Origin of the sequence: Roseibium salinum, assembly GCF_026240905.1 — a bacterium.
In the GTDB taxonomy this organism is placed as follows: domain Bacteria; phylum Pseudomonadota; class Alphaproteobacteria; order Rhizobiales; family Stappiaceae; genus Roseibium; species Roseibium salinum.
On sequence record NZ_JAPEVI010000003.1, the window covers coordinates 2,789,310 to 2,811,375 of the forward strand.

Genomic DNA, 22,066 nt, shown 5'->3' on the forward strand with positions numbered 1-22,066 from the left:
AGAACCGGTCAGCCGGCCTTCCGTTTCAGTTTCGACAACAAGCCGCCAAGGCTGGATCTCTGTGACTTGCGCGGCTGGACCTTGCCAGATACGGACTGCGCCAGATCTTCGAACATGCCGGCGATGACGTGTTTATTGTCCAATTCACCGACCATCTGGCCATTGTTTGCCGCCGTGCCGAACAATTGCGGCTCGAACGGGATCGATGCCTGGACCGTCAGGCCGAGCGATCCCGCAAACTCCTCCGGCTTGATTTCCGGCCGCTTGGGCATGTTGACCTTGTTCATGACAAGATGCGGCGGGCGATCGTTCGGCCGCAGTTGCTTGAGCACATCGACCGTATTTTTCGCGTTGCGCAGATTGGCGAGATCCGGTTCCGCGACCAGCACGATTTCATCGACATTCAACAACGTCTGTTTCACCCAGGCATTCCAGGCATGCGGCACGTCCAGAACGACGTGTGGCGTGGAGGCCTTGATGGTGTCCAGCAGCAGTTCGAATGTCCTTTCGGTGTGGTCATAAGTCCGCTCCAGGGTCGCGGGCGCCGCCAGCAGATGCAAATGCTCGCTGCATTTGGAAAGGATACGGTCCAGGTAGGTTTCGTCCAGCCGTTCAGGCGCGGAAATCGCCTCGAAGACTCCCTGCAGCGGATCCTGGTTGTAGTCGAGGCCCGCCGTGCCGAAGGGCAGGTCCAGATCCGCGACGACAACTTCGCTCTGAAAGCTTCGTGCCAGTGCCCAGGCCCCGTTGTGGGCGATCGTCGATGCGCCGCAACCGCCCTTCACACCGAAGAAGGCAATGGAGCGGCCAAGAGGCTCCGCAGCGGGATCGCCGTAGAGGTTCGCAATGGAACCGATCAGCTGATAGACGTTCACCGGCGTGATCAGGTATTCGCTGACGCCTCGGGAAATCAGATCCCGGTAAAGCGTAACGTCGTTCACATCGCCGATGACGATCACCTTCGTGCCGGCATCGCAGTATTCCGCCAATTGTTCGAGGCTGGCGATTAGGTTGTCACGCTGAGCCGAACTTTCGACAATGATCAGGTTCGGGGTCGGCGCCTGCGCGAATGTCTCGAGTGCCGCCGGGATCCCGCCCATGTCGATCTTCAAGTGGGCTTTTGCCATGCGGCGATCGTCCAGCGCTGTCTCGGCGACTCGCTTCGTGGCATCCGTCAGGCAGAACGCATGAAGCGTGATACGCGGAATAGGGCCGATATTCGTGGCTTCGCCGCTGCCGGCGAACTGATGATCAGTAGGCTCGGACATAGTATCCAAATAGCCGCCCATATCTTTAACCTCTGGATTAGTGCTCATTCTTTCACCTATTCAGCGACCTCTGCACCGACACCTTCCTTGTAGGTCCCGCCTGTCACGTCGCCTTTGCGGTAGTTTTCGATGACAACCGCACGCCGGTTCTGATCCACGGGAGTGGAAGCTCGCGGTGTCAGCAGATCGGACGGATTTTCCACCATCATGGCGAGATTGGACTGTGTCGCGCAGCCGAAATTCTCGTAGGAAGCGTTTTCGCCGACGCCGCCGCCGATATTTCTCGGCCATGAACCACAAGGGCCGGCGGTTGCCTGCATTCGGGCATAGGACAGGCGTATCGGAGCGTCGGCCGACGGATCTCCGACACGATAGGTACGTGTGCTGATCCGGGACCGGCCGAGCCCACCGCGCTGGAGAGCGCTGCGGATATCATCGGTAACCGCATGAACGGCGGCTTCGTTTGCTCCGCCCGAGGGCACCAGGATCTCTACCGCGCCGTTGCCGTCTTGCTGGGATTGGGCGGCAAAGGCCGTAATCGTGTCCTCGATCGGACCGTAAAGAGCACGTGTGTTGCGCCCGATCGGAAGATCGAGAGTTTCCGGCTCCTCGGTCACGACGATCGGGTGCCTCAGTCTGTAATCGTTGGACGCCAGCAACTGGGCCGATGGCTGCGACTGGCTCTGACAGCCGGCAATGACCAGGCATCCAAAGAGCACGAGCGCGGACTTGGACGCGGCTGCGATGCGGACCGTATTTTGCTTATTCATCCGTCCGTCCTCACTTGTAGATGAACCCGACCTGGCCGTGATATGTGCCTTCAGCCATTGTGCCGCTTGAGCTAAATATTTTGTTTAGCCGGTTGAGAAAAATCGACTCAGCGTCAGACGGCGGCAGCAGGTTTTTGTCCGGCCGCACCATTTTCTGTTCGGCGATCGGCTGGACCACGTAGGGGGTCACGAACACCGCCAGCTCCGTCTGATTGCGCAGGAAATCCCGGCTCTTGAACAGACTTCCGAGGATCGGGATCTGCATCAGGCCTGGCACGCCTTCGAGCGATTGCTGATAGGATTCCTTCAAAAGGCCGGCCATGACCAGCGTGCCTCCGGAAGGCAGTTCCATCGTCGACTCGGCCCGTCTCACCTTAAGGGCCGAGATGGTTATGCCGCCGGCTGAAACCGCCCCTTCATTGCTGAGTTCGCTGACTTCGGTCTTCACCCGCAGGCTGATGCGTCCACCGGACAGCACGACCGGCGTGAAATCCAGTCCGACACCGAATTTCTTGAATTCAACCGAAATTCCGTCATCGTCCTGTGAGATCGGGACCGGGAATTCACCGCCGGCCAGGAAGCTCGCGTTCTCACCCGATATCGCCGTAAGTGTCGGTTCAGCCAGTGTGCGGACCACCCCATCGCGCTGCAAAGCCTGAAGCTCCGCGGAAATGCTCGTGGCACCGCTGACGAAATCCAGTGCGACAAAGGCCTGGTTCACGATTGAAGGGTTCACGTTGAACCCGGGGTCATTGACACCGCGCGGGGTGAAGTTTCCTGTTCCGATAGAGGCGCCGAAGCGGACACCCAGCTGCTTGATGACCGACCGCTCGACCTCTGCGACGGTCACTTTCAAATGCACCTGGTCCTTGCCCACTACATTGATGAGGTTGACGACATCCGTCGCGGCACCCCCTTGAAACTTGGCGGCAATGTCTGCGGCCTGCTGCGCTTCCAGCGTGCTCTTGGCGGTTCCGCTCAGGATGACGCTGCCATTGACGGATTCAGCGGCAATATTCGATCCGGGAATCAGCTTGCGGATGATGCGGGAGATATCCGAGGTATCTTTTTCAACCCTGATGTCGAAGCTTGCCAGTTCACGGCCGCTGCGGCTGAAAAGAACGAGGCGCGACTGGCCGGCCGTATTGCCGATGACGAATATCCGGCGCGGCGTTCTCAGGACGGCATCGGCGATCTCGGGACTGGAGACGAGCACGTCGGCGGCGTCTTCCGCCAGATTGATGACCACGGAGCGCCCGATGCCCACATTGAGTATGCGGTCACTGGCACGTTCCCCTGAAGCGATATGGATCTGGCTCGGGAAATTTTCCCCGGCATTTGCGGTCGGCAGTGACATGCCGAGCGCCAGGCCGGCGATCGCGGCAGTGGCTATTATCTTTCGGATAAAATCTCTCATTGCGCCCCCCGCGCCGAATCTTCTGACCTGAACCGGTGTCATCATTCACCTGCCTGACTGGTAACGCCGTATTTCACGTAGCTCACACCACGCCTGCGGCTATTGTCCTCGTCGGCATCATCTTCGGAATCCAACGCACTGCGGAGAGCCAGGGAAATTGTCCCGACCTGTTGAGACTGGGCGACAACCTCGGATTCCGACAATGTCAGCTCAAGGGTCGCGGTCCTTTTGGGAGAAAGGTTTTTCTGGTCCTGCTCGCCAGCCGTCGTGGTGTCGATCGCGAGGACGCGGACGTTTTCAAGAAATGTCTCGCTGGTCGCCCCCCGATCGGATTTGCGCGTCAGGATGAGATCCACCTTGTCGCCGGGAAGGATAAAGCCACCGGCCGTTGTTTCCGCTTCCACGCTTACCGCAATGGCGCGCTTGCCCTTCGGCAGAATGGCGGACATGAAGCCCTTGTCGGTGTTGATCAGACGTTCGGGACGAATCGGCTCGCCGGCAAAGATCGGTGCCCGGGCGATCTGCCCCGAATACTCTTCCAGTGCTCCCGGTGAACCTTTTTGAGCACGGCGCCGTTTGGAAGCGCATCCTCCGGCCACGGCGCCCAGGAGAGGTCGGCCGGGCTGAGCTTCCCACCCAGCAGGATATCCTTCCCCGCGACGAGAACCTCGGCGTTCTTTTGCTCTACGACGTGCGCTTGGGTAACCTCTGGCTCAGGGGTTCCGCTGGACATCATAACCATGCGGAACGCCACAAAACCTGCAGCGACGGCGATTGCCAGTACAAAAATTCGAGCGAATTTCATGACCAAACCCAATATTTCAAAGCGCGCATGCGCTGTTCCCGACTAGGATGAGGGGTAATTGGTCAAAACATGGTTAATCAGATGTAGCTATTTTTGGTTATCATTCGTTAACTTTACCAAACTCGTCGGTAACTTCCGGCAATTTCCCGAAAAACTGATCAATTCGGACGCAATAGCTTCGATACGACCCTCAGGATCCGTATAATTCTTTATTCAAAAGAGGGATTTAATCAGGAAACTAGCCAGGGCCGCCACTAAATGCCCTGTCCGATCATCTTGAAAAATTCTGTCGAGGAGAATACCTGCAGGCCCGCGATCGCAATCGCTATGCCGTAGGGAATCCCGCTTTTCTTGTCGTGCAGCCTTGCAAACCATTCCTGGCGCGCCAATGAGGTCGGCACGACTTCAAACTGTCTGACATAGAGAAGTCCAAGGGTCAGAACCATTCCGTAAATCCCGACAAGCATTACGAAGACAATCAGGTCGTGAGTAAAGCCGACCCAGAGCGATATGGCGCTGATGAACTTGACGTCACCGCCCCCCATCCAGCCGGCGGCAAAAAAGGCGAAACCGACCGGAAAGACCACCAGCAGACCCAAGGCATGAATGCCCCAGCCGGCAAGCGGAAGGCTGGTACCGAGGGCCACAACCACGAAGCCTGCAACCAGCAGGATCGATACCCTGTTCCGGATCGTCATCGTCAGCAGGTCCGAAGCACCGCCGAATGCCACAAGCATCGGAAAAACAACTAGGATAGCCGCCTCAATCATCGAACTTCCGTTTTCATGGACTTCAGTACGGGTGATCATAATGGCCGAAAGTTAACGCTTCGCGGACGCGCCGCATCAGGCCGGGTAATAAAAAACGGGCAGCGAACTGCCCGTTTCTTGAGTCTGTAATCTCGACCTGACGCGGCTTAGACTTTGCCGAGTTCGGTGTTGATCTTGGTGAAGACGCCCGTAAGGGTCGTACCAGCCAGCGCAACGGCGGTGAGAATCACCACGGACAGCAGGCCAGCAATCAGGCCGTATTCAATTGCGGTTGCACCGGATTCGTCATTGGCGAAACGATTGATAAGCGATTTCATAGTGTTTGCTCCAAGTACCACTGATTTGACAGCTTCAAGCCCACCGGATCTTTTTTCGGTCCGATTGGACATGGGCTGACATTAGGAGAAAGAGCTTTCCAACATGTTAAATTCACCTGCAAAGATAGAGCAAAATCCGAGAAACGCAAATATAGTTAACAGTTCGTATAGATAATTTTTCATTAATACAGTAAAATAACTTTAGTAAATACTGCCCTCCCTCCGGCAACCCGATCCGACAGGGGCGTATCTCATGAATATACAGCGAACGCGGATTAACTACTGACAAATAGACTTCGGATTCAGCACATCGATCTACAGCACATTTTCGTTAGGCCAGATCATGACACCCGGAAGAAAATTTCCCGGCAAGACTCGTGTTGTCATGAATACAGGCAGATGCGGTTTCTCCTGCATGGCACGGAAAATCGGCAACGGCGCGGGCTTGTCTCCGCCGTTAGCAGATCGTTCACCACGTTTGAGGCATCCTATCGCAGGACAATATACATATGGAGTACCCAGAGGCATGTTAACGAACCTAATCAGATGGACAGGCCTGCTTGCGGTTGCGATCCACGGAAGTGTCGCGATGGCGCAGGATGGGCCCGTCATGGTGACGGTCGACCGCGCCAAGGTCTTCCGCATCGACGACGGTGCGTCTGCGGTCATTGTCGGCAATCCGTTCATTGCCGACGTCGCCATGTTTGATGACAACACCGTCGTCATCACCGGCAAGAGCTACGGCACCACCAATCTCGTCATTCTCGATGCGGACAACAAGCCAATCGTCGACGAGGTGATCACCGTCCGGGCGTCAGAGGACGATGTGGTCTCGGTCTACCGGAAATCCGCGCGGATGAGCTTGTCGTGTCAACCGATGTGCGAGCCGACGCTGCGCCTCGGAGATGACGCCGAGGCATTCAAGAATGCCGCGGAGCAAGCCACCTCGCGGAACGGTCTGGCGCTCGAGGCCGCCGGCAGCAGAAACTAAGGCGGTAACGTGCGGAGCAAACGTCGAATGCGTGGCGGAGAAATTTGCGATCAGCCTAATACGGCGAGCAACAGGAGGTCCCTGTGGCACGACCGCAGCGGCGTGACGGCGATCGAGTTCGCAATGGTCGCCCTGCCGTTCTTCGCCCTGGTCTTCGGGATCATCGAAGTCGGCCTTGCGCACTTTGCCAACCGCATGGTCGATAACGCGGTCGTCAGCGCCGCAAGACTGATCAGAACCGGCCAGGCAGAGAAAGGCAAGATCAGCGCGGACAGTTTCAAGCAGCAGATCTGCGATTCCATGCCCAGCTTCATGTGCGACACGGACAAGATCTATGTCGACGTCACGTCGGTGGACAGTTTCGCAAAGGCCCAGTCAACGGACAGTCTTTACGACGAGGACGGCAAGCTGAAGGAAGAATTGAGCTACAACATCGGCGGTTCTGGCGACATCGTGGTCGTGAACGTCATCTACAAATGGCCGATGGTGGCTGCCAATCTCTACCTGGATTACGCCGACCACGGCAACGAACGCCATCTGACGTCGACAATGGTATTTCGAAATGAGCCTTGGGAATAAGTTCACGATGCGCTTTTCCGCGTCTCGCCACGGATTGCTGAACCGCTTTCGCCAGTTGTGGAGCGATCGCAGGGGCGTCTCCGCGACGGAGTTCGCCATGATTCTGCCTTTCATGCTCATCCTCCTGATCGGCATGGAAGAAGTCACGGGTGCCTTGAACCAGGATCGGAAAGTCGGCCGGATCGCCAACTCGATTGCCGATCTGGTGGCACAGGCACAATCGGTCAACACAAGCGAATTGACCGCCGTCATGGATCTGGGGGAAAAGATCCTGGCACCTTATCCCGCCAAGGACCTGGAAATCATCATCGCAAGCGTCTCCTTCGATGAGGACGGCAATCCCAGTGTCGACTGGAGCTATGACGGCACAAACGCCGCGCCATGGGCCAAAGACTCCCAACCGCCGATCACAATGCCCGATACGATTGCCATTCCCGAAACGTCGATCGTTGTCGGCCAGGCGAACGCGACCTATACCTCACCCTTTACCGGCATCTTTACGAGCTATTTCAAGCGGGACACGTCCATCGGCCTGAGCGATACATATTACCTGCGCCCGCGCTTGACCGACACGGTGAATTGCAGCGACTGCAAGTAGCAACAATTTGCGCGCCCGGCCTTGATCACCCGAGCATTCCGGTTACTCTCAACCGATGCTGCGCCGCAGCACCCGGTTTGTGAATGGGATGCGATCGATGGCGACAAACAAAACCTACGAGAAGATCGCCGTTGGCGATACGGCGGAGCTCATTCGCGAGTGTTCCTCGAATGATCTCCTGATCTTTGCGCATGCCTCCGGAAGCCAGAATCCGATTCACCTGCCGGACACGGACTGGACGGGCGACGGTCAGGTCGACAAGCCTGTCGCGCCCGCCATGTGGATGAGTGGACTGGCTTCCGCGGTCCTCGGGAACCTCCTTCCCGGTCCGGGAACGGTCTACAAGGCCCAGTCTCTCCGCTTTCTGGGCGGTGCGGCCGTTGGAGACAAGCTGCATGTGAAGGTTACCGCCACGGAAAAGAAGCCGGGCAATATCGTCGTCTTTGACGTTTCGGTGACCCGTGAGGACGGAACCCGGCTGATGGAGGGTGTCGCCGAAGTTGCCGCCCCGACGCAAACCATCGAATTCGACCCCAGAGAACTGCCTGCCCTTCTGGTGCAGCGCTACCGGCACTTCAACCGGATCATCCAGCTTGCAAAAACCCTGCCTGCCCTGCCGACGGCCGTCGTTGCCCCGGATGATCCCAATTCGCTCGAAGGGGCGATGATGGCAGCGCGCGAAGGCCTGATCCGACCGGTGCTGATCGGAGCGCGGAACCGGATCGAAGCGGCGGCGGAAGGCCTCGGCGAAGACATCGCTTCATTCGAACTGATCGACATTGCGGATGAAACGGAAGCTGCGGGACAGGCCGTGGCAATGGTTCACGAAGGCCGCGTCCAGGCGATTATGAAAGGCCATCTTCATACCGACCATCTGCTGCACCACGTGGTGAAACGGGATGGCGGGCTCAGGACGGGCCGCCGGCGCATCAGCCACGTGTTCGTCATGGATATCCCGGGCCGCAAAACGCCGGTGCTGATCTCCGACGCAGCCATCAACATCACGCCGGATCTCAACGCCAAGGTGGACATCACGCAGAACGCCATCGACCTGGCTCTTTCTCTCGGTCTCGAAATGCCGCGGGTCGGCATCCTCTCGGCCATCGAGACGGTCAATCCGGCAATCCCGTCGAGCCTTGACGCGGCCGTTCTGTCCAAGATGGCCGAACGCGGCCAGATCACCGGAGGGATCGTCGACGGCCCGCTGGCGATGGACAACGCGATCGATCTCCAGGCGGCCCGGACGAAAGGCATCACGTCGCTGGTTGCCGGCCGCGCGGAAGTGCTTATCGTTCCGAACCTTGAAACCGGCAACATGCTGGCCAAGGAACTGACCTTTATCGCTCATGCGGAATCTGCCGGCCTGGTGATCGGCGCCAAGGTACCGATCATGCTGACCAGCCGGGCCGACGACGGCCGCGCGCGCCTGGCTTCCTGCGCCCTGGCTCTGCTCTACACGCACTGGCGGGCCAAAGGAGGAGCTCCGGCCGGTATCCTCGACCGTGCGGAGAGTTGATCAGGGCTCGCGGTTTAACGGGTCCAGAAGCCCTGCGTACTGGCCTTCGAAGGTCCGCAGGACGGGCCGGTAATCCGCATGGACGACCGGTTCGAATCCGCCGGGCAGATCGGGCTCAATGGCCAGATATGCAGCAGGGGCTTCCCGGCGAAGGTCCACCAATCCGGCCCGCAGTCGCCGCTTCAAGGCGTCCGGCAGATCTTTCTGCAGCGTGTGCGCGGAATAGGGGATGGGCGGCGAGCGCCAGATGATCTCCAGATCCTGAAACGCCTTGCCACCGGCAACGTAGTAGTCGTTGAGGGTGCCGGCGGTATATCCGTTGCGGGCCTCGCCGGCCAGGGTCGACCAGGCAAGCGTGGCCCCGACCCGTCCATCAAGCACCGCGCGCAAGCCTTCGAGCGGGTCCTGAACTTCAACCAGCGTCGAGAAATGCAAGCGTGCATTGATGCCATCGGCCGCAAGATTGGCCAGCGGCACCCGGTAGCCTGTAACCGACTGCTCTCCACCAACGGCCAGGCGGGTGCCCCGCAGCCCCTCCAGCGTGGTCTTTTCCGGCCCGCGCTTGCTGACGAGAATTGCATAGAACCGGGCAGGAAAATCGTCCGGCCCCGCAGTGACGAGCGGTTCCACACACCCACACAGGTGATGTGCTGCGGCGTAGGCGGATGGCGACAGTCTGACGTAATCGACACGGCCGGCGGCAATCGCCTCGACCGCGTCTCCCATCGTTTCCAACAAGAACAGATCCACCGGCAAATCGGCGATTTCCTCCAGAGCCAGCCGGAAGGGCTCGACCCGTTCGCGCGCGCCGTCGTCCGCGGCGACAACCACACCCAGACGCAGCCGGTCCAGCCCGCCGGTGACCTCCTGGGCAGCGGCCGTCCATGCCGAAACAGCAAAAAGAAAAGAAAGGAAAGTGAACCGGGCGCACCTTTCAAGCAACGCCACAAATCTGACATAACCTTCTGATGATGTTTGCAAAATATTCTTCTCGCCTGTCAATAGCGCATCTTCAGCAAAAATTCCGGAACCATCAATGAGCGATCCTATCACGACCGTCGTATTCGATATAGGGAATGTCTTGATCGAATGGAATCCCGAGCATCTTTATCGCCGCCTCATCCCCGACGAAGTTGAGCGGAAGACCTTTCTGGAAACCGTCTGCACCCCGGACTGGAACCTGCAGCAGGATCTGGGCCGCCCCTGGACGGAAGCCGTCGAGATGCTGTCAGACATGCATCCGGACAAGGCCGACCTGATTGCCGCCTATTCGGAACGCTGGCACGACATGGTTCCGGGTGAAATCGCGGGCACGCTGGAAATTCTGGGGGAACTCAAGGAGAGCGGCGTTCCCCTTTATGCGATCACGAATTTCTCGACCGAGAAATTTGCAGAAGCGCAGGCAAGATTTCCGTTCCTGAAAACCAGCTTTCTCGGCATCGTCGTCTCGGGAGAGGAGAAGCTGATCAAGCCCGACCATCGCATCTACGAGGTGCTGTTCGAACGCCACTGCCTGGACGCCGGGTCCTGCCTGTTCATCGACGATTCCCCGAAGAATGTGGAGGCGGCCCGCGAAGTCGGGATGCGCGCCCATCACTTCAACCATGCGGATGAACTTCGCAAGGATCTGGTCGACCTTGGTCTGCTGGTACCGGCTCACGGTGATCGCTCACAATGATTATGGCTGATAACCTTTTTCGCGAACTGCCGTTTCAACCCGAAACCGCTTCAACTGGCCGATTGAGGCAAGGAACCTATCCTCCCTCAAAGCCCTCCAGGACGTTGACGCAGTTGGTGCCGAGCGCCTCCACGGCATAGCCGCCTTCCATCAGGAACACGGTCGGCACGCCGACCTTTGCCAGCCGCTGGCCAAGGCGGAGATAGTCTTCACTTTTGAACCTGAAGCCCGAGATGGGATCTTCTTCGTAACAATCGAGGCCCAGGGAAACAATCATCGCATCCGGCTTGTAGACCAGAAGCCAGCGGCAGGCTTCCTCCAGTGCCGGAGTGTAAGCATCCCAGTCCGTTCCCAGCGGCAGCGGCCAGTTCCGGGTGAAGCCGGTCCCCGCATGCTCCCCGGTCTCATCCGCGTAGCCCAGATAGTAGGGATATTCGTCCTTGGGATCGGCATGGATGGAGAGGAACAGGATGTCCGGACGGTCATAGAACAGCGCCTGCGTTCCGTTGCCGTGATGATAGTCCACGTCCAGGATGGCAACCCTGTTCAGACCGTTGTCTCTCAGATACTGGGCCGCGATGCCCGCATTGTTGAAGAAGCAATAGCCGCCAAAAAAGTCGAACCCGGCGTGGTGGCCGGGCGGACGGCAGAGGGCAAAGGCGGATTTCTCGCCCGCCAAAAGGAGTTTGGCCGCCGTCAGCGCGGTGTCGACGGAAGCGCGGGCGGCCTTGTACGTGTGTTGCCCGAGCGGGGTGCCGGCATCCATGGAATAGCGGCCGAGAAGCCCGTCGACATGGTTGATCTTCGTATCCTGCCGGAGGCTGCGTATCGGCCAGACAAAGGGAAATGCTTCCCCGGACCGGCCCGCTGCCGTCCACATTTCCCAGAACCCTTCCAGAAACCCGACATATTGGGGCGGGTGGACCCGGTGGATGGGGCGGAGCGGGAAGGCTTCAGGAGCGAGAACTTCGCCGGTATTGCGCTCCTTGACGGTCTTGAGCACGATTTCGGCCCGGCTCGGTATCTCGACCGCCGGCTTCAGCTCCCCATCGGAGATTTCCTTTTCCGGCGCATGCGCCAGTTGGGTCTCTGAAAAAACCGTCTTCACAATCGTCCCCCGGAATCCGTTCCCAGCATCAATGATTCAATCCAAATTCGTCTAATTCAGGGTCAGCAACCATTTACATGATCGAATATGCGATCGACTTGATATTTGCCTATTTTGCCTGAGAGACGGCGCCGGATGCGGCGCCATCTCCATCACGTCAGCGGCCCTGGCCCCTCCCGATCCAGGCACTTTCAGGAAAAGCGGTATTCCGTCACGTGACTATAGGTTTCGCCGGGTTGCAACAATACTTTCGTGAACCCGCTCCGATTGACGCTGTCCGGCCATCGCTGTGTCTCAAGGCACAAGCCCGCGTGATGTCCGTACTGTTTTCCATCGAGCCCGGGGACCGGAACTGCCAGTCGCGCCGCGTCATAGAACTGCAGTCCGGGTTCCGTCGTCCAGACCTCCATGCGGCGCTCGCCGTTGCTGTCTTCCAGGGCCGCTGCAAATTCAGGCGTCTCCCGCGGGGCGTCGGCGAGGCAGAAATTGTGATCGTAGACCACGTCTTCCTCGCCCGGTTTGCGGCGGATCTTGCGGCCGTTCCGGAAGTCGTACGGCGTCCATTCCACCTTGCGGATTTCGCCCGTCGGGATCAGCAACTCATCCACCGGCAGATACGTTTCAGCGGCGATCTCCAGCGTGTGGTCGAGAATGGTGCTGCCGCCGCCCAGATTGAAATAGCTGTGCTGGGTCATGTTGACGGGCGTCGTCTTGTCGGTGGTTGCGGTGTATTTAACCCGCAACGCGCCGCTGCCCGTCAGCGAATAGCGCACCAGCGCCTCCACCCGTCCCGGATAGCCCATGTCGCCGTCTTCGGAGATCAGTTTCAAGAGCACGCTGGCCTTGTCGCTCTGCTCTATTTCCCAGACGCGCGTGGAAAATCCTTGCGAACCGCCGTGAAGATGATTCCGACCCCGCTCGTTCCGATCGAGCTGATACTCCACCCCGTCGATCGTCATTTTCCCGCCGGCGGTCCGGTTGGCGCAACGCCCGGCGACCACGCCGAAATACGAAGAATGATTCAGGTAGCTTTGCAGATCCTCGAAGCCCAGAACAACGCTCTCGCCGTCCACCCTAAGATCCCTGATAATTGCCCCGAGCGTCAGCACCGAGGCTTCAAGAGATCCCTTTTTCAAGGTGACTTCCTGAACAGCCGTGCCATCGGGAAGAACACCGAATTCCTTGATCATAAATATCTCCGTCGAGATCCGCCGTTTGGATGCAAAGGGCCCACGAAAAAGGCGGCAGGATCATCCGCCGCCCTTGCATAAAAGGTCAATAGCCTTAATCGGCCAATCAAGATCGAACCAGGATACAGTCCCTTAAAGCGTCTGGTTGTACTCGCCGACTTCAGGATTCTCGCGCAGAACCCCGTCGACCGCCCTGAACATCTCGCGCAGCCGTGCTTCGGAAACCGGGCTTTCCACCACGACGACGAGTTCGGGCTTGTTGGAAGAGGCGCGCACCAGGCCCCAGGTTCCGTCTTCCGTCACGACACGAATGCCGTTGACGGTAATCAGATCCGAGATCGGCTGGCCGGCAACCGGTTCGCCGTTTTGCTTCATGTCCTGGAACCTGGCGACGACCCGTTCGACGACATCATATTTGACCTCGTCCGGGCATTTCGGCGACATGGTCGGCGAGCCCCAGGTCCGGGGAAGAGCGCGGCGCAGGTCCGCCATCGTCTTGTCCGGGTTGCGGTCCAGCATGTCGAGGATGGCAATTGCGGAGACGAGACCGTCATCGTATCCGCGGCCGATGGGCCTGTTGAAGAAATAGTGGCCGGACTTTTCGAAACCAACGATCGCATCCAGCTCATTCACCCGGCGCTTGATGTAGGAATGACCGGTCTTGTAGTAGTCGGTCCTGGCACCGTTCGCCTGCAGCACCGGATCGGTGTTGAAGAGGCCCGTCGATTTCACATCCACCACGAACTGGCTGTTCGGGTGGAGCTCGGAAATGTCGCGGGCCAGCATCACGCCGACCTTGTCGGCGAAGATTTCCTCTCCCTCATTATCCACCACGCCGCAGCGGTCACCGTCGCCGTCGAAGCCAAGGCCGACTTCCGCGCCGGTTTCCAGAACCGTGTCCCGGAGGGCGTGCAGCATTTTCATGTCTTCAGGATTGGGATTGTAGCGTGGGAAGGTATGATCCAGCTCCGCATCCAGCGGAATGACTTCGGCGCCGAGCGCTTCCAGAACCTTCGGGGCAAAGGCGCCTGCCGTGCCGTTGCCGCAGGCCGCGACCACCTTGATCGGGCGTTTCAGCTTCGCGCGGTCCGTCAGGTCCTTGATGTAGACCTCGGCAAACCCATCGACGAACCGGTAGCTGCCGCCGCCCTTCAGGTCGAACGTCCCCTCCAGCACGATGTCCTTCAGCCTGCCCATTTCATCCGGTCCGAACGTCATCGGGCGGTCGATGCCCATCTTGACGCCGGTCCAGCCATTGTCGTTATGGGAAGCGGTGATCATGGCAACCGCTGGAACATCCAGCGCGAACTGGGCGAAATAGGCCATCGGGGAGAGCGCCAGCCCGATATCGTGGACGTTGATGCCAGCCGCCAGGAGGCCGTTGATAACCGCCATCTTGATCGATGCGGAATAGCTGCGGAAGTCGTGGCCGACCACGATGTCCGCACGAACGCCGCGCTCATGGATGAGTGTGCCGATGCCCATGCCGAGCGCCTGCATGCCCATCAGATTGATTTCCTGCTCGAATAGCCAGCGGGCGTCATATTCCCGGAACCCGGTCGCTTTCACCATGGGCAAGGATTCGTATTCAAAGGTGTTCGGGGTCAGACTCGGTAATGGCTTCGGAAACATTCAGGCCTCTCAGTTGAAGAAAGATCCGAGGTTGGACGACAGGCCCGGACATGCATGAAGCGGGATCAACTCGGACTACTGTACCAGTACAAGTGTGCCGCCGGACATGTCAAACCGTCGAAGTTCGTTGAGGACGGACATACCGAGAAGAGGTGTGCGCAGGCTTGCATCCTTCAAAACATGCGCTTCCACATTTCTCAGCCGGATACTTCCGATCCGCAAGCTGTCGATCAACGTTCTTGCCCCATAGACGGTTCCGTTTGCCGTCTGAGCCGGGTACTTGAAATCGGACTCCGTCAAAAATATGCCGATGTGCTCCGCGACGGACTGCGGCAACACCGCATAGCTCGCGCCGGTATCGACCAGCATGTCGACCGGCTGGCCGTTCAGGTAGGCATCGGCGACGAAATGGCCGCTCCGGTCGCGTGAAATCCGGTACGTCCTTTCACCTGTATCGGCCTCCTCGTAGGCCGTGGAAGACGCCCCGCCGCCCAGCGTTTCCATCCGGCTTTCCAGCAAACCGGGCAGAAACGGGGCAATCCCCATACACAACAGGAAAATGACGATGAAGCGTGTCATGCCGGGCCTTCAAGGAAAAAGGAGCTTCCGGCATAGCATGGTTTCCTTAGCAGCCTGTAAAACCGGATCAGACGATTTGATCGGCCAGGCGCCGGATGTCCGCCTTGAGAGGGGCACTGGACTGGGCGCCGGTCACCGTGCAGGCCAAGGCGCCGGCCGCGACGCCTTCCCGGACGGCGCGCTCGAATGGCAGGCGCAGGTCGAGGGCTGCGGCCAGCGCACCGCAAAACGCATCACCGGCTCCGGTCGTGTCGACCGCCTCGATTTTCGGCGAGCCGAACCGGAACCGGTCCTCCCCTTTTCCGGCGACGACGCCGGACGCGCCAAGCGTGACCACCACCGCCCTGAAGGATGTGGCCATGTGGTCCAGGAAGGCTTCCGGTTCACCGGGCATGCCGATGCGGCCGGCAAGTTCCGCGGCCTCGCTCTCGTTCACCACCAGCGTGCCGACGGCCTCAAGGCAGGCGGCCGCGTCCTCACGAGGAACGGGCGCCGGGTTCCAGAAGACGGACGCACCGCATTGCCGTGCCAGATCCATCGCCCGCTCCACCTCGGCGAAGGGGGTTTCTCCCTGAAGCATCAGCAGGTCTTGCGGGCCGAGCCCGCCCGCCAGCCAGTCGGCCTCCACGCGCGCATTGGTGCCACTTGCCACGATGATCTGGTTTTCCCCGGCCGGGTCGATGCCGATAAACGCCAGTCCGGTGGTGCCGTCCAGGGCCTTGACCCCCGAAAGGTCGACACCCGCGTCGCGCATGTTCACCAGCGCCAGTTCGGCAAAGGCGTCCCGGCCGACCGCGCCGATCATGCGGACCGTGGCCCCTGCCCGCCGTGCCGCAACAGCCTGGTTGGCGCCCTTGCCGCCGGCGAAGGTCTGATGATCCGGGCCGCTGATCGTTTCTCCTGCCTTCGGCAACCGCGGAACAGCTACCACGAGGTCCAGGTTGATTGAGCCGAATACTGTGATCATGCCGCCTCCGGTTTTTCGATGGCGCTAGGGATGCACGGCGCCTGTTACTTCGTGCCGTACATCCTGTCGCCCGCATCGCCGAGTCCCGGTACGATGTAGCCCTTTTCGTTCAGCTTCTCGTCGATTGCTGCCGTAAAGATCGGCACATCCGGATGCGCCTGGTTGAATTTGGCGACCCCTTCCGGCGCGGCCAGAAGGCAAAGGAAACGGACGTTGTTCGCGCCGCGATCCTTCACTTTCTGGACTGCCGCGATGGCCGAGTTCGCGGTTGCCAGCATCGGATCCACCACGATCACCAGGCGCTCGTGCAGGTCTTCAGGCGCCTTGAAATAATATTCGACCGGCTGGAGGGTTTCCGGGTCGCGGTAAAGACCGATATGGGCGACGCGGGCGGAGGGGACCAGCTCGAGCATGCCTTCCAGCAGGCCGTTGCCCGCCCTGAGGACGGAGGCGAATACCAGCTTCTTGCCGGCCAGCATCGGAGCCTGCATTTCCGCCAGCGGCGTTTCGATGGTTTGCCGAACGAGCGGCAGGTCGCGGGTTACCTCGTAGCAAAGCAGCGTGGAGATTTCGCGCAGGAGGCGCCGGAATCCCTGTGTGGACGTTCCCTTGTCGCGCATGATGGTCAGCTTGTGCTGTACCAGCGGGTGACTGATGACATTGGCTCCGGACATATCTGCCTCTCTGTTGAAATGGGTCCGCGCCTGCCCGGACCGCTCCTGCAAAACCTCATGTTCGGCAGCCGGAGCATCCGTGTCCCGGCGAACGCGGCATGCTCTAGCACCTTGAACGCGATCAACTTTTCTGCGCTCAGGTGAGACGACCTGAATGCTGGTTGATCTATGCCCCGAACGGCAGCCAAAAAACAGACCCCGGGTTGAGAAATTTCCCGAGTTTTTTCACGTCCCCGCCGCCCTGCTGCAGAATCCGGCTGCCCGCGCGGCTGGTGCCGCCTTCCAGAATGCAGGTGAGCGGCAATTGCGCGTCCGGCACCTCCAGCTCCCGGCGAAGCATCTCCGCAAGCCTGTCGGTCAGGGCAGCGCTCACGGCCCTCAGCTCGATCATGCGATCCCGCTCCGCTTCCCCGGGCAGATCCGCATCGCCATTCCGCAGCGTCAGCACTCCCGAACGGACGAAGAGCGCGGCATGGGCGTGGTCGGCAGGCGCCGTCAGGTCTTCGAGGCCGCTGACTTCCAGCCCGGCCCAAGCCAGGGGTTCCACCAGGGAATAGACCATCTCCTGCGCCGCCAGATGGAAAGGAACAATGGCGTTGCCCTCCTCCCCGCGCAGTTCCGAATGCTCGAAACTATCGCCGAGGGTGACATCGCCCAGTGCCGCGCCGCCCTCCCAGACCGGGGCAAGAGCTTCCAGGAGGCGGTCGAGCAGGGTGCCGGCTTTCACGGTGCCATCGCCGTCCTTCGCCAGCCGGACCGCGAGCTGTCCGGGCCGGGTGGCCTTGCCTTCGGCGAAAAGATCCGGGCGCAGCGCAAGCGCCTCACCCAGACGTTTCAAGTGACGCTTCATGGCCTGCAGCAACTCTGCATCGTCTTGCAGGTCCCATTGCAGACCGCTGGCAAGTTCCTGCTCGTCGAGCCGGATCAGGGTCTCCGCATCCGCACGGTAGGGATCGGCCATGTCGCCGGAGAAGGAGCCCGCCGCGAACATGTGAAAGGCCGAAAGCGCAGATGCCGTCCTGCCCGCCACCCGGGTTCCGGTCATAGGATCTTCGAATGTCCAGTCTTCCGGATGCCGCGTTTTCATGAATGCGGCGAGCACGGCAAGATCCGCAGCGGCGGCCAACATCTCATTTGCTGTCTCAAAGCCGCGGGCGCTTGCCAGCGCCCCCAGCGGTCGAGGCCGCCGGCCTCAAGATCCCGCCAGATGCCGTATGGCGGGATGAGAAAATCGGGATAGGTTTCCCTGGCCGTCTCCAGCACCAGGGCGAGCGCATCGCCCAACCTGGCAAGATCGACCTCCAGATGCGCCGATTTGCCTGCCTCCGCCCGTTCCAGGAGCCGGTGAGATCTCGCGCGCACCTCCTGCGGCAGAAACAGTGAAAGAGCTGAATTCGATTTGCTCATCAGGACAAGATCCGGACGTTTTTTGGGAACCCACCGGGTGCCAGGGAATTCGACACCGCAGGATCCGCGTATCTGTCCACCATAAACTTGTCAAACCGGATCGTCATTGTCCATCATGAGATATATGAGATCCCCTCCTCACAACCGCACGTTCTGGAATTCAGATGTCCGCCGTCGTTTCGATTGCCGCCCTTCTCGCCGGATCAGCTCTGCTTGTGCTGGCTGGCGGCCTTCATGGCCTGCTTCTGCCGCTCGCCGGTCTTGCCGCGGGGTTTTCCGATGCCTCCCTTGGCCTGCTCGGGGCCGGCTGGGCGTTCGGATATATGGCCGGCTGCCTCAGCGTGCCGGTCATCGTGAAACGGGTCGGCCACGTCAGGTCCTTCGGCGCACTGGCCTCGCTGGCCGCGATCACTGTTCTTCTCAACCTGCTCTATGTTGAACCGACCTTCTGGATCGTATTGAGAGCCGTAACCGGTTTCTGTTTTGCCGGCACGGCCATGATCGTGGAAAGCTGGCTCAACGAGCGCTCGACCAGCACAACCCGCGGCCGGATTTTCGGCATCTACACCATGATCAACCTGCTGGCGACCACTGCCGGGCAGATGCTCCTGACGCTCGGCTCTCCGAGCGGCTATTTCTTCTTCGTGCTCGGCTCCATCATCTATTCGCTCTCGCTGCTGCCGACCGCTCTTTCCACCGCCGCCTCGCCCCAGCCCCTGACGCAGGCCCGGCTCGATCCGAAGAAACTGTGGCGCAACTCGCCGATCGCCGTGGTGGCCGTCTTCATGGTCGGCGTGTCCAACGGCACTTTCAGCGCGCTTGGCGCGGTCTACGGCCGGCGCATCGGCCTCGATGTGCCCGAGATCGCCATCATGATGAGCCTCGCGCTGCTTACAGGTGCGGTGGTGCAGATACCGGTCGGCATGCTGTCCGACCGGCTCGACCGCCGTCTGGTGCTGGTCGGCCTCGCCCTCATGGCAATGACATTCGGCTCAAGCCTGTCCATCTTCGGCGGCGCCGATGCAACCGCCACGATCCTTCTGGTCGCCGCATTCGGCGGGATTGTCTATTCCATGTACCCGGTGATCGTCGCCCACGCGAGCGACCACGCCGACCCCGGCGACTTCCTGCGCATCAGCGGCGGCCTCTTGCTGATTTTCGGGACGGGCACGATGGTCGGGCCACTCCTGGCGTCGGGGCTGATGACCTTCACCTATCCGGGCGCCCTCTTCCAGGTGACGGCCGCGGCGCATCTTTCCATGATGCTCTTCGCCCTCTGGCGCATGCGCCAGCGCACGGCGCTCACGCCGCAAGAGAAATCGGATTTCGTGCCGGTCTCCAGCGGCCAGATCACCACGCCGGAAACGGTCAGCATGGACCCGCGGACGGAACCGGAAGAGATGTCGGGCGAAGACCGCGGCGAAGATACCCATGACGCGGCTTTAAGGACAGAACCGGCGTGAGCAGCATTGGCGTTCAGGCGTGAGCGCAGCGGACACTTCCGCTCGCCCCGGTTCCTTTCCCGCTCAGGCCCCTGCCGGCTTCTGTGCTGCGCTGTCCAGACGCACGAGCAGTCTGTTCCTGGTCGCCTCGTCGCAAAAGGCCGCCTCGATTGCCGTGCGGGTGATTTCCATCTGGTCTTCGCGCGACCAGTTGAAGGTCTCGGCGACAGAAGCGTATTCCTTGCCGAGCGTGGTGCCGAAGAAGGGTGGATCGTCCGAATTGAGCGTGATCTTCACGCCCGCCTTGCGCAGCATGTTGACCGGATGAAAGCGCAGGACCGTGTAAACGCCGAGCGCGATATTCGACCACGGGCAGACCTCCAGCACGATGCCATCGTCGGCCAGCCGCCTGACCAGGTCCTTGTCCTCGATCGCGCGCACGCCGTGACCGATACGCTTGACGCGCAGGAAATCCAGTGCGGCGATGATGCTGTCCGGCCCGCCGAATTCGCCCGCATGGGCCGTCGTGCCGAGACCGGCTTCGGAGGCCATGCGGAAGGCTTTCGAGAAATTGGCCGGATGGCCGGCCCGCTCGTCTCCGGCGAGGCCAAAACCGGTCACCAGCGGATGCGGTTCGGCGGTGACTTCCTTGACCACGCGCTCGACCGCGGCCGAGCCGAAATGGCGCACGCCGATGGCGATCATGCGGCCCTCGATGGCCGTGCCGTTCTTCGCCCGTTCAATTCCCGTGGCAAGCCCCTCGACATAGGATCGGTATGACAGGCCGGCTTCCCGGGCATGATCCGGCGAGATGAAGATCTCGCCATAGATGGCACCCTCAGCCGCCAGCATGCGAAAATAGGTCTCCGCAAGCAGGGCGTAGTCCGCGGGCGTCCGAAACACGTTGCTTGCCGTGTCATAGGCTTTCAGGAAGGTGGTGAAGTCCGACCAGATATATTTGCCGTTGCCGTCCACCACACCCGAGACATCCACGCGGTATTTTTCGGCCAGACGCTTCACGAGCGAAGGCGGCGCAGCACCTTCGATGTGGCAATGCAGCTCAGCTTTTGGAACCGTGATGGGCTCGCTCATGTGTGACGGATCCTCAACCGCAAAATTCCTATCAGGTCCCGGGGCTAAAGAAAACTCGTGCCGTCGGGGCCCTGGGCGATGCCCAGGTGATCCGCGATGCTCTCGCCGATATCGGCATAGGTCTTCCGGCCGCCAACGCTCTTGCCCGCGATCCCCGGCCCTGTCGCCAGGACGGGCACGTGCTCGCGGGTATGATCGGTTCCCTTCCAGGTCGGGTCGCACCCGTGGTCGGCGGTGAGGATCAGAAGGTCGCCGTCCCGCATCTTTTCAATCATGTCCGGCAGGCGGCGGTCGAAGCGCTCCAGCGCGGCGGCATAGCCCGGAACATCGCGGCGATGACCGTAAAGCAGAATCGAAATCGATGAAATTCGTGAAGATCAGGTCGCCGTCCCCGGCCACCTCCATGGCCTCCAGCGTCTTGTCGAACAGCTGATCGTTGCCCGCGCCTTTCAGGACCCTGCCAACGCCCTGATGGGCGAAGATGTCGGAAATCTTGCCGATACCGTAGACGGTGCGGCCGGCGGCGGTGAGCCGGTCCAGAAGGGTCGGCTCGGGGGGCAGAACGGAGTAGTCGCGCCGGTTGGCGGTCCGGACGAAAGTTTCGGGTGTCTCTCCGGTGAAGGGACGGGCGATCACGCGGCCGATATTGTAGGGATCGGCGAACTCGCGGGAGATCTCGCAAAGCTCATACAGCCGCTCGAGGCCGAAATGCTCTTCGTGAGCCGCGATCTGTATGACGGAATCCGCCGAGGTATAGAAGATCGGCTTACCGGTCCTGATGTGTTCCTCGCCAAGCTCGGCGATGATCTCCGTGCCGGAGGCATGCTTGTTGCCCAGAACACCGGTCAGACCGGCCTTTTCGCTGATCCCGGCAATCAGCTCTTCCGGAAAGGCGGGAATCGTCTGGGGGAAATAGCCCCAATCGAAACGGACGGGCACGCCCGCGATTTCCCAGTGACCGGACGGCGTGTCCTTGCCGTTGGAAACCTCGGCGGCATAGCCCCAGAGGCCTTCCGGATCACCGGCAAAATCCAGGCCGGGAACGGCCTTGCCGGTCGACAGGCGCCCGGCCGCGCCAAGGCCCAGCCGGTCCATGTTGGGAACGCTCAAGGGGCCGCTGCGCAGCCCGTCCCGGTCGCCCTGTCCCGCCGCGCAGTGCTCCGCGATATGGCCCAAGGTATCGGACCCGGCATCGCCAAACACGTCCGCATCCGCGGCGCCGCCAATACCGAAACTGTCCAGCACGCACAGAATTGCACGAGGCAT

The 22,066-nt window shown here is 60.4% G+C and carries 23 protein-coding genes and 1 pseudogene; 6 read left to right on the forward strand and 18 right to left on the reverse strand.

Annotation, left to right across the window (positions count from 1 at the left end):
• Positions 1-8: 8 nt before the first annotated feature.
• The 7 genes from ON753_RS17445 to ON753_RS17475 all read right to left on the reverse strand — a co-directional run bounded on the left by ON753_RS17445 (position 9) and on the right by ON753_RS17475 (position 5,347).
• Positions 9-1,268, reverse strand: a complete 1,260-nt coding sequence (locus tag ON753_RS17445; RefSeq protein ID WP_265963911.1) for a CpaE/TadZ family protein — start codon at positions 1,266-1,268, stop codon at positions 9-11.
• A gap of 56 nt (positions 1,269-1,324) precedes the next feature.
• Positions 1,325-2,038: a CpaD family pilus assembly protein gene (locus tag ON753_RS17450; RefSeq protein ID WP_265963913.1), complete on the reverse strand. Its 714-nt coding sequence runs from the start codon at positions 2,036-2,038 to the stop codon at positions 1,325-1,327.
• A gap of 10 nt (positions 2,039-2,048) precedes the next feature.
• Positions 2,049-3,455 carry a type II and III secretion system protein family protein gene (locus ON753_RS17455; RefSeq protein ID WP_265963915.1) on the reverse strand — a complete coding sequence of 469 codons (1,407 nt, stop codon included), beginning with the start codon at positions 3,453-3,455 and terminating at the stop codon, positions 2,049-2,051.
• Positions 3,456-3,496: 41 nt separating this feature from the next.
• Positions 3,497-3,997, reverse strand: a complete 501-nt coding sequence (gene cpaB, locus ON753_RS17460) for a Flp pilus assembly protein CpaB (RefSeq protein ID WP_265967192.1) — start codon at positions 3,995-3,997, stop codon at positions 3,497-3,499.
• Positions 3,925-4,260 carry an SAF domain-containing protein gene (locus ON753_RS17465; protein WP_265967291.1) on the reverse strand — a complete coding sequence of 112 codons (336 nt, stop codon included), beginning with the start codon at positions 4,258-4,260 and terminating at the stop codon, positions 3,925-3,927. The genes cpaB and ON753_RS17465 overlap by 73 nt, the downstream gene beginning before the upstream one ends.
• Positions 4,261-4,514: 254 nt before the next feature.
• Complete coding sequence (locus ON753_RS17470) at positions 4,515-5,030, reverse strand: A24 family peptidase (RefSeq protein ID WP_265963917.1); 516 nt, start codon at positions 5,028-5,030, stop codon at positions 4,515-4,517.
• Between the two features lie 146 nt (positions 5,031-5,176).
• Positions 5,177-5,347, reverse strand: coding sequence for a Flp family type IVb pilin (locus tag ON753_RS17475; protein ID WP_265963918.1), 171 nt, complete (start codon positions 5,345-5,347; stop codon positions 5,177-5,179).
• A 589-nt stretch (positions 5,348-5,936) separates the two neighbouring features.
• Between ON753_RS17475 and ON753_RS17480 the strand changes: the two genes are divergently transcribed.
• From ON753_RS17480 to ON753_RS17495, 4 genes are all read left to right on the forward strand, one after another.
• Positions 5,937-6,338 carry a pilus assembly protein N-terminal domain-containing protein gene (locus ON753_RS17480; RefSeq protein ID WP_265963920.1) on the forward strand — a complete coding sequence of 134 codons (402 nt, stop codon included), beginning with the start codon at positions 5,937-5,939 and terminating at the stop codon, positions 6,336-6,338.
• 27 nt (positions 6,339-6,365) lie between these two features.
• Complete coding sequence (locus ON753_RS17485) at positions 6,366-6,917, forward strand: TadE/TadG family type IV pilus assembly protein (RefSeq protein ID WP_265963922.1); 552 nt, start codon at positions 6,366-6,368, stop codon at positions 6,915-6,917.
• Positions 6,918-7,014: 97 nt separating this feature from the next.
• Positions 7,015-7,515, forward strand: coding sequence for a TadE/TadG family type IV pilus assembly protein (locus tag ON753_RS17490; RefSeq protein WP_265963924.1), 501 nt, complete (start codon positions 7,015-7,017; stop codon positions 7,513-7,515).
• Between the two features lie 97 nt (positions 7,516-7,612).
• Positions 7,613-9,031 carry a bifunctional enoyl-CoA hydratase/phosphate acetyltransferase gene (locus ON753_RS17495; protein ID WP_265963926.1) on the forward strand — a complete coding sequence of 473 codons (1,419 nt, stop codon included), beginning with the start codon at positions 7,613-7,615 and terminating at the stop codon, positions 9,029-9,031.
• On the opposite strand, the gene ON753_RS17500 is transcribed toward ON753_RS17495, so the two are convergent.
• Entirely contained in the window at positions 9,032-9,979 is a 948-nt protein-coding gene (locus ON753_RS17500) for a PhnD/SsuA/transferrin family substrate-binding protein (RefSeq protein ID WP_265963928.1), read from the reverse strand.
• A gap of 88 nt (positions 9,980-10,067) precedes the next feature.
• On the opposite strand from ON753_RS17500, the gene ON753_RS17505 reads away from it, so the two are divergent.
• Positions 10,068-10,709, forward strand: a complete 642-nt coding sequence (locus ON753_RS17505; protein WP_265963930.1) for an HAD family hydrolase — start codon at positions 10,068-10,070, stop codon at positions 10,707-10,709.
• Positions 10,710-10,785: 76 nt separating this feature from the next.
• Here the strand turns inward: ON753_RS17505 and ON753_RS17510 are convergent, their stop codons facing one another.
• The 8 genes from ON753_RS17510 to ON753_RS17545 form a co-directional block, all read right to left on the reverse strand.
• Positions 10,786-11,817: a histone deacetylase family protein gene (locus tag ON753_RS17510; protein ID WP_265963932.1), complete on the reverse strand. Its 1,032-nt coding sequence runs from the start codon at positions 11,815-11,817 to the stop codon at positions 10,786-10,788.
• A 191-nt stretch (positions 11,818-12,008) separates the two neighbouring features.
• A complete protein-coding gene (locus ON753_RS17515; protein WP_265963934.1) occupies positions 12,009-13,007 on the reverse strand; it encodes an aldose epimerase family protein in 999 nt (332 codons plus the stop codon).
• Positions 13,008-13,139: 132 nt separating this feature from the next.
• Entirely contained in the window at positions 13,140-14,639 is a 1,500-nt protein-coding gene (locus ON753_RS17520) for a phosphomannomutase/phosphoglucomutase (protein ID WP_265963936.1), read from the reverse strand.
• A 75-nt stretch (positions 14,640-14,714) separates the two neighbouring features.
• Positions 14,715-15,218: a retropepsin-like aspartic protease family protein gene (locus tag ON753_RS17525; RefSeq protein WP_265963939.1), complete on the reverse strand. Its 504-nt coding sequence runs from the start codon at positions 15,216-15,218 to the stop codon at positions 14,715-14,717.
• Positions 15,219-15,285: 67 nt separating this feature from the next.
• Complete coding sequence (locus ON753_RS17530; RefSeq protein ID WP_265963941.1) at positions 15,286-16,185, reverse strand: ribokinase; 900 nt, start codon at positions 16,183-16,185, stop codon at positions 15,286-15,288.
• Between the two features lie 44 nt (positions 16,186-16,229).
• Positions 16,230-16,859, reverse strand: coding sequence for a uracil phosphoribosyltransferase (upp, locus tag ON753_RS17535; RefSeq protein WP_265963943.1), 630 nt, complete (start codon positions 16,857-16,859; stop codon positions 16,230-16,232).
• Positions 16,860-17,025: 166 nt separating this feature from the next.
• On the reverse strand, positions 17,026-17,988 hold the full coding sequence (locus ON753_RS17540) for a DUF1688 family protein (RefSeq protein WP_265963944.1): 963 nt from the start codon (positions 17,986-17,988) through the stop codon (positions 17,026-17,028).
• On the reverse strand, positions 17,943-18,266 hold the full coding sequence (locus ON753_RS17545; RefSeq protein ID WP_265963952.1) for a DUF1688 family protein: 324 nt from the start codon (positions 18,264-18,266) through the stop codon (positions 17,943-17,945). Before ON753_RS17545 ends, ON753_RS17540 begins: the two co-directional genes overlap by 46 nt.
• Positions 18,267-18,430: 164 nt before the next feature.
• On the opposite strand from ON753_RS17545, the gene ON753_RS17550 reads away from it, so the two are divergent.
• Positions 18,431-19,729 carry an MFS transporter gene (locus ON753_RS17550; RefSeq protein WP_265963953.1) on the forward strand — a complete coding sequence of 433 codons (1,299 nt, stop codon included), beginning with the start codon at positions 18,431-18,433 and terminating at the stop codon, positions 19,727-19,729.
• A 63-nt stretch (positions 19,730-19,792) separates the two neighbouring features.
• On the opposite strand, the gene ON753_RS17555 is transcribed toward ON753_RS17550, so the two are convergent.
• Entirely contained in the window at positions 19,793-20,800 is a 1,008-nt protein-coding gene (locus tag ON753_RS17555) for an adenosine deaminase (protein WP_265963955.1), read from the reverse strand.
• A gap of 44 nt (positions 20,801-20,844) precedes the next feature.
• Positions 20,845-22,066 (reverse strand): annotated as a pseudogene (locus tag ON753_RS17560) (phosphopentomutase).

Coding starts and splice junctions, on each gene's coding strand:
- ON753_RS17445 (WP_265963911.1), bottom strand. CDS start 1,268: ATGTCCGAGCCTACTGATCATCAGTTCGCCGGCAGCGGCGAAGCCACG.
- ON753_RS17450 (WP_265963913.1), bottom strand. CDS start 2,038: ATGAATAAGCAAAATACGGTCCGCATCGCAGCCGCGTCCAAGTCCGCG.
- ON753_RS17455 (WP_265963915.1), bottom strand. CDS start 3,455: ATGAGAGATTTTATCCGAAAGATAATAGCCACTGCCGCGATCGCCGGC.
- ON753_RS17465 (WP_265967291.1), bottom strand. CDS start 4,260: ATGAAATTCGCTCGAATTTTTGTACTGGCAATCGCCGTCGCTGCAGGT.
- ON753_RS17470 (WP_265963917.1), bottom strand. CDS start 5,030: ATGATTGAGGCGGCTATCCTAGTTGTTTTTCCGATGCTTGTGGCATTC.
- ON753_RS17475 (WP_265963918.1), bottom strand. CDS start 5,347: ATGAAATCGCTTATCAATCGTTTCGCCAATGACGAATCCGGTGCAACC.
- ON753_RS17480 (WP_265963920.1), top strand. CDS start 5,937: ATGGCGCAGGATGGGCCCGTCATGGTGACGGTCGACCGCGCCAAGGTC.
- ON753_RS17485 (WP_265963922.1), top strand. CDS start 6,366: ATGCGTGGCGGAGAAATTTGCGATCAGCCTAATACGGCGAGCAACAGG.
- ON753_RS17490 (WP_265963924.1), top strand. CDS start 7,015: ATGATTCTGCCTTTCATGCTCATCCTCCTGATCGGCATGGAAGAAGTC.
- ON753_RS17495 (WP_265963926.1), top strand. CDS start 7,613: ATGGCGACAAACAAAACCTACGAGAAGATCGCCGTTGGCGATACGGCG.
- ON753_RS17505 (WP_265963930.1), top strand. CDS start 10,068: ATGAGCGATCCTATCACGACCGTCGTATTCGATATAGGGAATGTCTTG.
- ON753_RS17515 (WP_265963934.1), bottom strand. CDS start 13,007: ATGATCAAGGAATTCGGTGTTCTTCCCGATGGCACGGCTGTTCAGGAA.
- ON753_RS17520 (WP_265963936.1), bottom strand. CDS start 14,639: ATGTTTCCGAAGCCATTACCGAGTCTGACCCCGAACACCTTTGAATAC.
- ON753_RS17525 (WP_265963939.1), bottom strand. CDS start 15,218: ATGACACGCTTCATCGTCATTTTCCTGTTGTGTATGGGGATTGCCCCG.
- ON753_RS17530 (WP_265963941.1), bottom strand. CDS start 16,185: ATGATCACAGTATTCGGCTCAATCAACCTGGACCTCGTGGTAGCTGTT.
- upp (WP_265963943.1), bottom strand. CDS start 16,859: ATGTCCGGAGCCAATGTCATCAGTCACCCGCTGGTACAGCACAAGCTG.
- ON753_RS17540 (WP_265963944.1), bottom strand. CDS start 17,988: ATGTTGGCCGCCGCTGCGGATCTTGCCGTGCTCGCCGCATTCATGAAA.
- ON753_RS17545 (WP_265963952.1), bottom strand. CDS start 18,266: ATGAGCAAATCGAATTCAGCTCTTTCACTGTTTCTGCCGCAGGAGGTG.
- ON753_RS17550 (WP_265963953.1), top strand. CDS start 18,431: ATGTCCGCCGTCGTTTCGATTGCCGCCCTTCTCGCCGGATCAGCTCTG.
- ON753_RS17555 (WP_265963955.1), bottom strand. CDS start 20,800: ATGAGCGAGCCCATCACGGTTCCAAAAGCTGAGCTGCATTGCCACATC.